13 protein-coding genes, 1 pseudogene and 1 other annotated feature are annotated in these 11,338 nt (G+C 30.4%); all 14 genes and pseudogenes read right to left on the bottom strand.

Annotated features, from left to right (window positions below):
- Positions 1 to 2: 2 nt before the first annotated feature.
- Complete coding sequence (locus FYJ26_RS11450; protein WP_407654225.1) at positions 3 to 149, bottom strand: hypothetical protein; 147 nt, start codon at positions 147 to 149, stop codon at positions 3 to 5.
- A 14-nt stretch (positions 150 to 163) separates the two neighbouring features.
- Positions 164 to 376, bottom strand: a complete 213-nt coding sequence (locus FYJ26_RS06805) for a hypothetical protein (protein ID WP_154540910.1) — start codon at positions 374 to 376, stop codon at positions 164 to 166.
- 22 nt (positions 377 to 398) lie between these two features.
- Positions 399 to 554, bottom strand: a complete 156-nt coding sequence (locus FYJ26_RS10815; protein WP_195837852.1) for a hypothetical protein — start codon at positions 552 to 554, stop codon at positions 399 to 401.
- A 437-nt stretch (positions 555 to 991) separates the two neighbouring features.
- Positions 992 to 1,792, bottom strand: coding sequence for a class I SAM-dependent methyltransferase (locus tag FYJ26_RS06800; RefSeq protein WP_154540908.1), 801 nt, complete (start codon positions 1,790 to 1,792; stop codon positions 992 to 994).
- Between the two features lie 165 nt (positions 1,793 to 1,957).
- Positions 1,958 to 2,804 (bottom strand): annotated as a pseudogene (locus FYJ26_RS06795) (KilA-N domain-containing protein).
- Between the two features lie 174 nt (positions 2,805 to 2,978).
- Complete coding sequence (locus tag FYJ26_RS06790; protein ID WP_154540906.1) at positions 2,979 to 3,833, bottom strand: hypothetical protein; 855 nt, start codon at positions 3,831 to 3,833, stop codon at positions 2,979 to 2,981.
- Positions 3,834 to 3,960: 127 nt separating this feature from the next.
- On the bottom strand, positions 3,961 to 4,221 hold the full coding sequence (locus FYJ26_RS11045) for a Fic family protein (protein WP_229771222.1): 261 nt from the start codon (positions 4,219 to 4,221) through the stop codon (positions 3,961 to 3,963).
- A gap of 739 nt (positions 4,222 to 4,960) precedes the next feature.
- Positions 4,961 to 5,437, bottom strand: a complete 477-nt coding sequence (locus tag FYJ26_RS06780) for an NUDIX hydrolase (protein WP_154540904.1) — start codon at positions 5,435 to 5,437, stop codon at positions 4,961 to 4,963.
- A 290-nt stretch (positions 5,438 to 5,727) separates the two neighbouring features.
- Positions 5,728 to 5,889 (bottom strand): hypothetical protein, encoded by a 162-nt coding sequence (locus FYJ26_RS06775; protein WP_154540902.1) that lies wholly within the window; start codon positions 5,887 to 5,889, stop codon positions 5,728 to 5,730.
- Between the two features lie 149 nt (positions 5,890 to 6,038).
- Positions 6,039 to 6,905 (bottom strand): MetQ/NlpA family ABC transporter substrate-binding protein, encoded by an 867-nt coding sequence (locus FYJ26_RS06770; protein ID WP_154540901.1) that lies wholly within the window; start codon positions 6,903 to 6,905, stop codon positions 6,039 to 6,041.
- Positions 6,906 to 6,920: 15 nt separating this feature from the next.
- On the bottom strand, positions 6,921 to 7,793 hold the full coding sequence (locus tag FYJ26_RS06765) for a MetQ/NlpA family ABC transporter substrate-binding protein (RefSeq protein WP_154540899.1): 873 nt from the start codon (positions 7,791 to 7,793) through the stop codon (positions 6,921 to 6,923).
- 18 nt (positions 7,794 to 7,811) lie between these two features.
- The gene (locus FYJ26_RS06760) at positions 7,812 to 8,477 is read right to left on the bottom strand and encodes a methionine ABC transporter permease (RefSeq protein ID WP_154540897.1); all 666 of its coding nucleotides are present in this window, start codon (positions 8,475 to 8,477) and stop codon (positions 7,812 to 7,814) included.
- Complete coding sequence (locus FYJ26_RS06755; protein WP_154540895.1) at positions 8,464 to 9,492, bottom strand: methionine ABC transporter ATP-binding protein; 1,029 nt, start codon at positions 9,490 to 9,492, stop codon at positions 8,464 to 8,466. Before FYJ26_RS06755 ends, FYJ26_RS06760 begins: the two co-directional genes overlap by 14 nt.
- Positions 9,493 to 9,504: 12 nt before the next feature.
- A complete protein-coding gene (locus FYJ26_RS06750; protein WP_229771221.1) occupies positions 9,505 to 10,719 on the bottom strand; it encodes an amidohydrolase in 1,215 nt (404 codons plus the stop codon).
- 63 nt (positions 10,720 to 10,782) lie between these two features.
- Positions 10,783 to 11,006: a binding site (T-box leader), on the bottom strand.
- Between the last annotated feature and the right edge of the window lie 332 nt (positions 11,007 to 11,338).

Below are 11,338 nucleotides of genomic sequence, written 5' to 3'. Positions count from 1 at the left end.
TTTTAGAAGACTTCCATAGATAGGTAGTTATTTTTCTTTAGGTAATTGGTTATGGTTTTTACAAACATTTGTTGCTCATAGTTTAGTTTATTTTCTCTATAAAATTCAGCAAAGGCTTTGTTTATACTATCTTGACTTAATCCTGTTATCGATCTTATAATTATTAATTTATGATACGATCATCCTTTACTTTTGATTTTACATAGTGCTTAGCTTTTTCCCTATATATTTTAAGAGCTTCTTCAAAAAATTCAACATCATTTTCTTTTATACTAATAAATTCATCCTTAAAGTTTGAATAGTAGCTTTTTTGTTCTTTAAGGCCAATTAAAGGCATAAAATCTCTAAGAGCTAGCCTTATTTCTTCAAATTTCATAAGGCCTATATCTTTCCAAAAATTATCGTCTTCTATGTTTTTTAATAGGTAAGATTTTTCTTAATCGCCTTTCTTTATATTTTCCTTTTTTGGATAGGTTTTTGGCAGTCTGCCTTATAGTTTTTATAGCAATTATATTTAAGTTGCCTTGTAATAAACCTAATTCAAGTTGAAGCATGGAATTATGAAATCTTTGGGTAAGTTCGTGACTTTCAGGCAGATTAATAATCCTTCCTATTTTATCAAAATCATTTATATCTTTATTTTCTATCCTAGGCCATAAATTAAAATCAGAAAACTTGGTGACTTCTTCAATAAGATTTTTTATCCTAAATTACTTTCTATCGAGCTTTTTACATCCTTATAAAGCTGCATTATAAAATTGTCCCCTAATTCCTTGTACTTACTATCAAACTTATCATTTTCTAAATATCTATTATTCTAATTTTTGTAAATAAGCTATCTCTTAGCACTTTGTTTTTCATCAAAGATTTTAATAACAAGATGTCACTACAGGGTAAAAAATCTAAAACAATATCAATAAACTTAAAAACTTAATTGTTTTTTATTTTGGTGGTTATTAAACATTATGTCTTTTAGCATTTTATTCTATATTCACTTTTTGCAAACAAAAAGATAATGATTACTTGCTCCTAGTAACTCTTCTTTATCACAATGAGCAAGGTGCCAATCAATATATCTTCCATAAGATAAGTTACTCATATCATTAATCTGATTTTGTAATAATTCAGAATATCCACTTGTGGCAACTTTTCTAATGATTATAAGATTTTCCTTTTCAAGCATTTCAATGCACTCTGATAATGTAAAGAAAATAAAGGGTCTATTTATAAGTCTTTGCTTTGTGGGATTATATCCTTCAGTTTCAAAAAAATTTGAATTATAGACCATTTCTGTCATTGGAATCATGTCATGGTTGATAAAAGATACTAGTATATGTCCTCCAGCTTTAACAACACGCTTTGCTTCACTAAGTGTATGTACTCTGTCTTCTTCGCTTGATAAGTGATACATAGGTCCAAATAGCAGGACTATATCGAAATATTCATCTTTTAGCTCTTCCATATTAAGTGAACTTTTATTTTCAACTGTAATATTCTGCAAATTATTCTTTTTGATTTTTTCTTTTATTTGTATATAGTTATTAGTTGCAGGTTCATAAGCAATAACTTTATTTACTTTTTCAGCCAAAGGGATACTGTAAACCCCAGTTCCTGCTCCAACATCTAGAATTTTTGAATCTTGACTAATATAATTAGAAATTTCTTTTAAGGTAGTAATTTTTTCAATCTGACCTGATTTACTAAATAGTCTTTTTTCTTCGTCAAAAAATTTATACAATTTCTCATTTCTAATAAAATCATTATCTATTTTTGAAATTTCTTTAAAATCCATTTTTTATTCCTCTTATATTTTTCGCAGATAACTCTAAAATCCATTCATCATCTTTACTATATGCCGTTGTCATAATTATGAAATAAGGTCCACTTCTTACATCTTAAATAAAATATTAGTACAATTAATAAATACATTTATTTTCATCAAATCTATTTTTTATACTTAATTTTCTCTATTCTGATAACTCTTTAATTCTAAATTATTTAACCTTTCTAGAGAAATTAGTTGTGCTCTAGCCAAGTTTCTTAGCTCAATCATTCTTTCTTTTTGACAAATTCCCTTTTCAATTAAAATCACATTATATGACTCCATATGGCAAGTACTAAGAGTTCATTAAGGCTTGCATAGTCCTTCATGTTTCTTTTTAGTTTTGGATTTTCTTCTCTCCGCTGTCTGGCTATTTTTTTAAATAATGCCACGTTTAACATATCAGCTTCACTTGCATATTTAAATGACAATTGTTCATTCGTCAAATCTTTTATCAAATATTCTTTGCTTGCATAAGTATGAATTTTATAATTTATCTTTAATATTTCTCTATGAAGATTCCATGATAGAGATAATTTTAAATTTTCATCTTCCTTTAATCTCTGATAATCTTTTATTATATATAGTTCAAACTCAGCTGATATCCAAAATGCAAATTTAAACGCAATATCTTTATGGACGAAAGTTCCTCCGCATCTTCCAAGTTTTGCAAATAATCCAATTACATTTGTTGTTTTTTGCCACTTTTGAGGTGATAGAGTAAAAGCATCGCTACCTGCTTCTTGTAATACCACTCGAATTCGAGGGGGTTAAAATTTGGATTGTTTAACTTACTCTCATATCCCTAAATATTCATAGTATTATAATTTCTCATACAATTGGCTACAACGACATTGAACTCTTGCTTATTTTTATATTTAGCTATATCTGTTAAGCTAATATAATCATTCTTAAAGTCTTCAGTATAAACTTGAATGCTAAATCCCTTAGCAGTAATCTTTTCCTTTCTAATCTTTGTCAACTTACTTCCTCCTTATACTGGTATACTCCTTACAATAATTATATTATTACCCTAAGCAGCACACCAAATATTTATTTTTTGAGTTTTAAACTTTGGTAGAAACTCTAAACTCCTTATATTTACATAACTATTTTCCTCTATCATTATTATGACACAAAAGCCGGGTTTCTTAATCTAATTGTGAAAGTATTCTAAATATGAATCGACTTTGTTTATGATAGTATCTTTAGCATCCTGAGTCCAGGATAGATAAACATTTCTTTCCATTGCAATAATCAATGCAATAAATGGCGCAATTAACTTTTCTAAATTTAACAATTGGTAATCAATGCCACCATACTCATCAATGAATAATTGTTTGTTTTCTTTAGAAAACCAATAAGTAACATTCAAAATATCCGATATATATGAACCTTTGCCAAGCATATTATAATCGAACATAAATGCTTTACTTTCATCTATGCTAACCACCATATTTGTATAATAGAAATCCTGATAGATAAGAGTCTTCTTAGCATTTCTCATTTTTTCACAAATTCTAGGATAAAAGTTCATAAAGTTTATAAACGATTTTTCATTAGATAAATCAAATTTATTAGCCATCTTATATAAATTTAATTCAGACAGATAATCCCATTGAGAATATAAATTGTTATCCTCAGCATATTTCATACCATTTTTATGGAGAAGTTTATACCATCTCGCCAAGGCCTTAATAATATTTTTATTTTCAAAATCTTCCTTCTGACCTAAACGAAATTCAAATGATCCATTAATATTTTCAAGAAGAATTGAAGATTGTGTACTTCCAAACACTTGAATTGTCGGAATATTCAAGGATTTTAGAGTTTGATAATAACTAATTTCTCTACGAAATTCTTTATTGTAGAAATATTTTAATACATATGAATGACCTGGTGTTTCAACACGATATACACCAATTCCATCTTTTTCTCGAATCAAATTGACTTTAGTATTTTCTAATTGGTATTCTATTAATTCTTCTATAATTTTTTTATCATTAGTCATATAAATATCCTTTTCCAATAAATTATGAACCATCTCTTATTAGTTTTCTAGTAGAATGATTGAAAGCCAATGTCCATCTTACTATCTGCCATTATCACAATTATGACAAGAGACCCAGGCGTTAAATCTACTCATCACTTAATATATTAATGTAATATTTAGGCCTTTCAATTAAATAACCAGCAAATAAATTTTCCATATCTGATAAATCTCCTTTAGTATGATGTTCGTTAAAATCTTTATAGTAAGAAACTCTATTAGTAAACTTAATATCAATAGGAGGGTAGCCTGTTTTAATTAGCTCTAAGTTGACCAAGAATCTTCCAGTCCTTACATTTCCATCTATAAATGGATGAATTGCTTCATATTCAATATGGAATTTATTCAAATTTGAAACAATATTTTCTGAAGCTTCTTGATATCAATTTAATAACTCATTCATCTTGGGCTCTCTTAAATAGGGTTGCACTGATTCATACTTAACTCTCATTATACCTTAACTCTCATTATACGAGCAGGAACTGTTCAATAAACTTCTCTATCATCTTTTTTATCTGATAAAATCAAATAATGTATTTGCTTAATAATACTCTCTGTTAATTGTGCTTTCTCTTTTACTAAGGACCTTACAAAATCAAAAGCTTCTTTGTGACCTATTGCTTCGAGGTAATATTTTAAGGGTTTTCTGTCAATCGTCAGCCCCTTAAAACCATATCTTTTTCTCTTAGGGTTAGTGTATTCCTTTCAATAGCATTAGAGTTAAAAGTATATTCAACTTTAAATTCTTCGTTTAGTCCTCTAGCCTTCCCCAAGTTAGTGGACGTTTGTTATCTAATATCTTTTTATTCTTTTCAATTTTAAACAGTAAATCATCAACTTTTTTCAAACATCCATCTTAGATTTTTTTCACTTGAAGGAATCTACCAAAGTTTGCCTCTACGAAAAGCAACTGGAATTTTTTCCTCTTTCAAGAGCACTCATATTCTTCTATCTGAAATTTCCCATTTCTCTGTGGCTTCTTTTATACTAATACATTTTCATCACATAAAGCATATTATAAAAGGCTTTTTCAGAATGAAATAAATCGTTTTTCGGAATAAAGGAATCTATGTAGGTAAATAAAATAACTACTCTATTTCAGTAAGTAGTGTAAATGTCTCAGGAATATTAAATATTTCATCTTTTAAAAACAAAGGATAAAAATATAAATCTGTTAGTGAATCAAAGTATAACCATTCAAAGTCATGGGTATGGTTACCTTCTTGTAAAGTAAATTTATTTCCCTTTTGTGAAATAGATGTATTTTCAATATCCATTAAAAAGTAAATACACAGCTCATGATATTGAAGTTTATCTACATTTTCTCGAAAGAAAGCTTGGTTAAGCCATAGCGGTCTAATAATCGAAGCATCTATTTCAAGCTCTTCCTTTATCTCACGAATGATTGCATCTTCTGCTCGTTCCCCTATCATAACTCGTCCACCTGGCAAATAATAATAAGAGGATCTCTCGTCTTTCATCGCCAAAATTTTATTTTCTTTGATGATTATCCCACATACTCTATAATTAAATTTTTCTTTATTATTTATAAAACTAATATCCATCTTCTCTCCTAATACACGTTATTTCAAGTTGGTTTTTAAATTATCGTTCAAATTCTATTAATTGTTATTTTTATTTTTTTGTAGAGGCTCTAAAACCAAGTATCCATCGTAACTATCTGACGTTGTCATAAGGTGAAACGAAACTCACAAGCTGGATCTATTATTAAATCATCAGCTTTTGTCTAACTAGTTCTACTATCATTTTTATAATATATCTTGGTGTGCGAAGAAGTTTGGATAAAAGGTATTCGTAGATATTTCCTTTTATGTCGTTATCTTCTGTAGGAAGTTCATCTATAGCCTTCTACTATTTTTTGTAAAGTTTTAGCCTTATTTATTTTGACGTTTTCATCTTTTTCGAGGTTTATATCTCTTTCATCAAGACATTTAATAAAAAATAGGTATGTAATTTGCTCTATATTTGTAAGTGGTTGGTTTAACCCTCTATACACAAGGTAGTCCAGATGGAGTCCACCTTATTTCTAATTTCTCCTATTAACATAAATCTCTAATTTTTTATGTCATTATACTATAATTTATGTAAATTTAAGCAATAGAAAAGACCCAGCAAGGGCCTTTCTACGATTATGGTTTGATATTTTTACCAAGCAGGTATCCAAGCTCCACCTGTGAATTTCTCGTAGTCTTTTTTTGTTTCGTCTGTTTGATAGTAGTTTCTAACAAAGTCATTTAATACTTTATCATCTTTTCTATCTTTTTTAGCTACGATTATATTAACATATGGGTTGTCATCTGTTGGTTTTGATTCTTCAAATTTTAGTGCTGGAAACTCTGTTGCAATCTTTGAGTCAAGTGCAAAGGTGTCATTTACTACAGCAAGAGCTGCCGATTCTAGGTTTCTTGCTGTTTGTGAGGCATCTACTTCAATTATTTCAAGTTTTTTAGGGTTTTCTGAAATATCTGTTACAGTTACTGGATCTCCTTTTTTGCCATTTACTTTTATAAGCCCTGCATCTTGAAGTAAGAATAAGGCTCTTGCTCCGTTTGATGCATCATTTGGAATTACTACTTTATCACCGTCTTTTACTTCATCAAGTGACTTGTATTGTTTAGAGTAGATTCCTAAAGGTGCAAGCATTGTATTTCCTATAGATACTAAATCTGTTCCATGGTCTTTGTTAAATCCTTCTAGGAACTTTTTGTGTTGATAGGCATTTAGGTCAATATCACCTGCTTCTAGAGCTTCGTTTGGCTGGTTATAGTCGCCGAATACTACAATTTCAATTTTATTGCCTGTTTTTTCTTCATATCTTTTAGCAACTTCTTTTAATACATCATTAAATTCTCCAACAACACCAATTTTTATGGTTTGTTTTTCACTTGCTTGTGTAGAATTTGATGTATCATTTGAAGCTGCCTTTTTGCTATCATCTTTATTATTATTTCCACACGCTGTTATTCCAATAATTAGTGCAAGACTTAATCCGATTTTTGCTAGTTTTTTCATTATTCTCTCCTTATTTTACCATGCTGGTATTTCTGAACCTTTTGATTCTTTTTCTACTATTTTTTTTGTTTCGTCTGTTTGATAGTAGTTTTTAACTATATTTTCTAAAGTTTTTGAGTCCTTATCTTCTTTTTTAGCTGCTATTATATTTACATAAATTGCTTTTGCCGGATCATTTTTATCTTCAAGATAGATTGCATCTTCTGTTGGAATAAATCCTGCATCTACTGCCATCCCTGAGTTTATTACTGATGCCTTAACTTCTGTTAGGTTTCTTGCTGTTTGTGAGGCATCAAGTTCTATTATCTCAAGGTTTTTAGGGTTATTTTTAATATTGGCAACTGTAATAGCATCTCCTTCTTTTCCATTAAGCTCTATTAGGCCTGCTGATTGAAGTAAGAAAAGTGCACGTGCTCCATTGGTTGGGTCGTTTGGAATAGCGATTTTATCACCAATTTCAATTTCTTTTACATCTTTAATCTTATCTGAGTATATTCCCATTGGTGCAAGTAGGGTGTCTCCTATAGATACTATGTCTGTCTTATGGGATTGATTATAGTCTTCCAAGAATTTCTTGTGTTGGAAAGCATTAATGTCAATATCTCCTGAATTCAATGCCTCGTTTGGTTGATTATAATCTGAAAAAGATATGATTTCAATTCTCTTCCCTGTGTCTTTTTCATATCTTTTGGCTATATCTTGCCATACCTCGTTTTTTTCACCAACTACACCAAGTTTAATAGTATCAGCATTGGCAAATCTGTCTTCTGCTTGACTTTGATTTGAAGAGTTATTACTTTCTACATTTTTATTACTACTATTATTTGAACAAGCTGTAACTGAAAGTATAAGTCCAAATGTAAGTGCTAGTTTTGTAAGTTTTTTCATCATTTCCTCCTATATTTATTAATGTGATGTTTTCTTTATTAATAAATTGGCTATACCCTGTATAGCATATACAATTATTAAAATTACTATTACTGAAATTATTACAACATCATTTTTATATCTGTTATAGCCAACTGCTATGGCAAGATTTCCTATTCCTCCTGCCCCTATAGTTCCAGCCATAGCTGTAAGACCTAGAAGGGAGATAAGAGTTATGGATGACGCCCTTATAAGTGAAGGAAGACCTTCTCTTAAGTAAACTGCTGTTATTATTTCAAAAGGGGAGTTTCCCATAGCTTCTGCAGCCTCTATTACTCCTGGATCTACTTCTGCAAGTGCTTGTTCTACTTGTTTGGCAAAAAATGGCACACATGAGAAAACTAAGGGTACTATTGCAGCTGTTGGCCCTATCCTTGTTCCTACTATTATATTTGTAAGAGGGCTTATTACAGCAAGAAGTATGATAAAGGGTATAGCTCTGAAGAGGTTTGTTATTTTATCAAGGATTGAGTAAACTTTTTTATTTTCTAAAATCCCCCCATCATTTGTTACAACTAAAATAACTCCTATTATAAGTCCAAATATTCCAGAAAATATAGCTGATAAGATAAGCATATAAAATGTTAGGCCTATATCCTCAAATATCCTATCTTTTATTGAAAGTGCATAATCAAAGTATTCCATTACTATCTCCTAAAAAAGTTACATTCGTTCCACCTGATATTAGATACTCAACGGCTTGATCAATTTTTTCTTTATCTCCCTTAAAGGTTACTATTAGGTTTCCTACAGGAGTTCCTGTTATAAACTCGATATTTCCTGCAAGTACATTTGTCTTTATAGAAAATTTCTCATAGATTTCATTTATAACTGGTTCTGTTGTACTCTCTCCTACATAAGAAAGTTTAACTAGGGACTCATCAGGTCCAAGTGCTGATATATTATTTTTGACTTCTTCTATGGTTTGGTTTACATTAGTTGAAGTTTCAACAAAATCCTTAGTGAGTTTGTTTTTTGGATTTGAGAAAATTTCAAGCGTTGTTCCCTCTTCTACAACTTTCCCATCCTGCATTACTGCAACCTTATTACACAAGTCTTTTACAACTTCCATTTGATGAGTGATTATTACTATAGTAAGGCCGATTTTATCTTTTATTTCTTGTAAAAGGGCAAGGATCTGCTTGGTTGTCTTTGGGTCAAGGGCACTTGTTGCCTCATCACAAAGAAGAATCTCAGGATCAGATGCAAGAGCTCTTGCTATGGCACATCTTTGTTTTTGTCCTCCTGAAAGCTCTCTAGGATAAGAGTTTGCCTTATCCCCTATTCCTACAAGCTCTAGCAACTTTTGAGCCTTTTCTAGTTTTTCTTTTTTACTCTTTTGATCTTTTCTTATCGGAAATATCACATTGTCTATTACAGTAAGATTATTAAGTAGGTTAAAATGTTGAAAAATCATTCCGATTTTTTTACGTCTTTTTCTTAATTCTTTATCTGAAAGCTTTAGAAAATCTTCTCCATTTACTATTACTTCGCCTTCTGTTGGTTTTTGTAGAAGATTTATACATCTTACTAGGGTTGACTTTCCAGCCCCCGAAAATCCCACTATGCCAAAGGCATCTGCCTTTTCTATTTTAAGACTTACCTTATCGACTGCCTTAAAGCCATCAAAGTCGACACTTATATCTTTTAATTCTATCATTTATTCCTCTTTCTAATTATTTAAAAAGTCTTTTACAAAATTAACTGCATTAGCTATTGCATAGTATAGTGCATCATTATCAAGATCAAATATATCTGTGTGGACTCCTGCTCCAGCTCCAACATCTTCATTTCTAACTCCAATTTTTACGAAAACTGTAGGACATAGTTTAGCATATCCAAAAAAGCTTTCTCCACCAAAGGATCTTTCTACCTCAACAAGAGAGTCTTCAAATAAGTTTTCTAGAGAATTTCTTGCAAATAGTGCAAGCTTTTTATCATTAAAGACTGGGTAGGCAACAATTCTTGTAAAGTCATTAAATCTTACCTTACAGCCATAAACTGAAGCAGTGGCACTAACCACTTCTTTAAGCTTATCTAGAGCCCTTTCTCCAACCTCATCTTTGAAAAATCTTAGGGTTGCCTTGAGATTTGCCTTATCTGGTATTACATTTGAAGCATGACCTGCATTTATAGCCCCTATACCTAAAGTAATAATCTCCTCAGGATTAAAACCTGTTGCCCAAGTTGTTGTTAGAGCATTTATGATGCTTGTGAGGGCTGTTATAGGAGAAATTAGTAAATCAGGTCTTTTACCATGACCACCACGACCTATAACATCAAAGTCAACTCCTACGCTTCCTGCATAGACTGAATCAAGAGGTATACCTATTTTTCCAACAGCAAGGTCTGTATCAATATGGTTTCCATATATTGCATCAAATCCTACATCCTTTAGATGCTCAATCATTGGATAGATACCAGAACCAGTTTCTTCACCTTCTTCAAAGATAAAGTATATTTTTCCAGAAAGTCTATCTTTAAGGTTTGTTAGAATTTTTGCACTTGTAAGTACTATTGCCATATGAGCATCGTGACCACAAGCGTGCATTACGCCAGGATTTTTAGATACTTTCTCTTTTTTTCTATTTAAGTTAAATTCACTTTCATCTATAGGAAGGGCATCTATATCTGTCCTTATTCCTACAATTTTACCTGGCCTTTTAGTATCAAGAATTGCAACAAAGCCAGTTGAGTTTTGTACTTCTTCAATTTCAAGGCAAAGTTTTCTACACTCACTTATCAGAAATTTTCTTGTTTTAAATTCCTTACTTGATAGTTCAGGAAACTCATGCAGGTAATTTTTGACATTCTTAGCAAAGTCTAGATTTCCTTTAGATAAATCTTTTATTTCTTGACCACTTATTCCTATATCTTTAACTGCCATTTTTATATCCTTTCTCTTGATTTTTATTTGTAATAAAAAAGTCCTTATCATAGCCTAAGCTACAATAAGGACGAAAATTTTCCGCGTTACCACCTTTTTTGCATTAAAAAATGCCACTTCAGATACTAGCATATCCTAACCCTGTAACGGGAGTTCCCGTATAAGTCTAACTATCGACTTATCCCATCTGAGGCCATCTTCATCACATTTCTCATCCACCCTTCTCAGCTAAACAGGGCTCTCTGTAGAATAATCCACGTAATTACTCTTCTCTTTGTCTGGTTTATTTTAGTCTAATTCGATTTGATATTGTAATAATACTATTTTTTCTTGAAGCTGTCAAATATTTTTTTATAATTTATTATTAAACTCGTAATTTATGAAAATAAATGCCTATTTTAAAGGATTTTTTATATAAGGCTAATATATATAGTTCGATGATTATTACAAATTTTTGAAAAATTTTAGCTATACTGTAGGCAAGTTAATAGGAAATCCATATATAATGATAAGTAAAGTATAATACTTGATACTTTTATAAGTTTTATCCTTATTTTTTAAAAAGATAACTAATCTTAAAGATTAATATAGGAAATTTGATTATATATTATAATTAATA

It is taken from the genome of Anaerococcus porci (assembly GCF_009696575.1).
GTDB lineage: Bacteria > Bacillota > Clostridia > Tissierellales > Peptoniphilaceae > Anaerococcus > Anaerococcus porci.
This window is presented reverse-complemented; position numbering and strand designations above follow the sequence as displayed.

Excerpts from the sequence above, each read along its gene's own strand:
- FYJ26_RS06805 (WP_154540910.1), bottom strand. The coding sequence starts at position 376 with ATGAAATTTGAAGAAATAAGGCTAGCTCTTAGAGATTTTATGCCTTTA.
- FYJ26_RS10815 (WP_195837852.1), bottom strand. The coding sequence starts at position 554 with ATGCTTCAACTTGAATTAGGTTTATTACAAGGCAACTTAAATATAATT.
- FYJ26_RS06800 (WP_154540908.1), bottom strand. The coding sequence starts at position 1,792 with ATGGATTTTAAAGAAATTTCAAAAATAGATAATGATTTTATTAGAAAT.
- FYJ26_RS06790 (WP_154540906.1), bottom strand. The coding sequence starts at position 3,833 with ATGACTAATGATAAAAAAATTATAGAAGAATTAATAGAATACCAATTA.
- FYJ26_RS06780 (WP_154540904.1), bottom strand. The coding sequence starts at position 5,437 with ATGGATATTAGTTTTATAAATAATAAAGAAAAATTTAATTATAGAGTA.
- FYJ26_RS06770 (WP_154540901.1), bottom strand. The coding sequence starts at position 6,905 with ATGAAAAAACTAGCAAAAATCGGATTAAGTCTTGCACTAATTATTGGA.
- FYJ26_RS06765 (WP_154540899.1), bottom strand. The coding sequence starts at position 7,793 with ATGAAAAAACTTACAAAACTAGCACTTACATTTGGACTTATACTTTCA.
- FYJ26_RS06760 (WP_154540897.1), bottom strand. The coding sequence starts at position 8,477 with ATGGAATACTTTGATTATGCACTTTCAATAAAAGATAGGATATTTGAG.
- FYJ26_RS06755 (WP_154540895.1), bottom strand. The coding sequence starts at position 9,492 with ATGATAGAATTAAAAGATATAAGTGTCGACTTTGATGGCTTTAAGGCA.
- FYJ26_RS06750 (WP_229771221.1), bottom strand. The coding sequence starts at position 10,719 with ATGGCAGTTAAAGATATAGGAATAAGTGGTCAAGAAATAAAAGATTTA.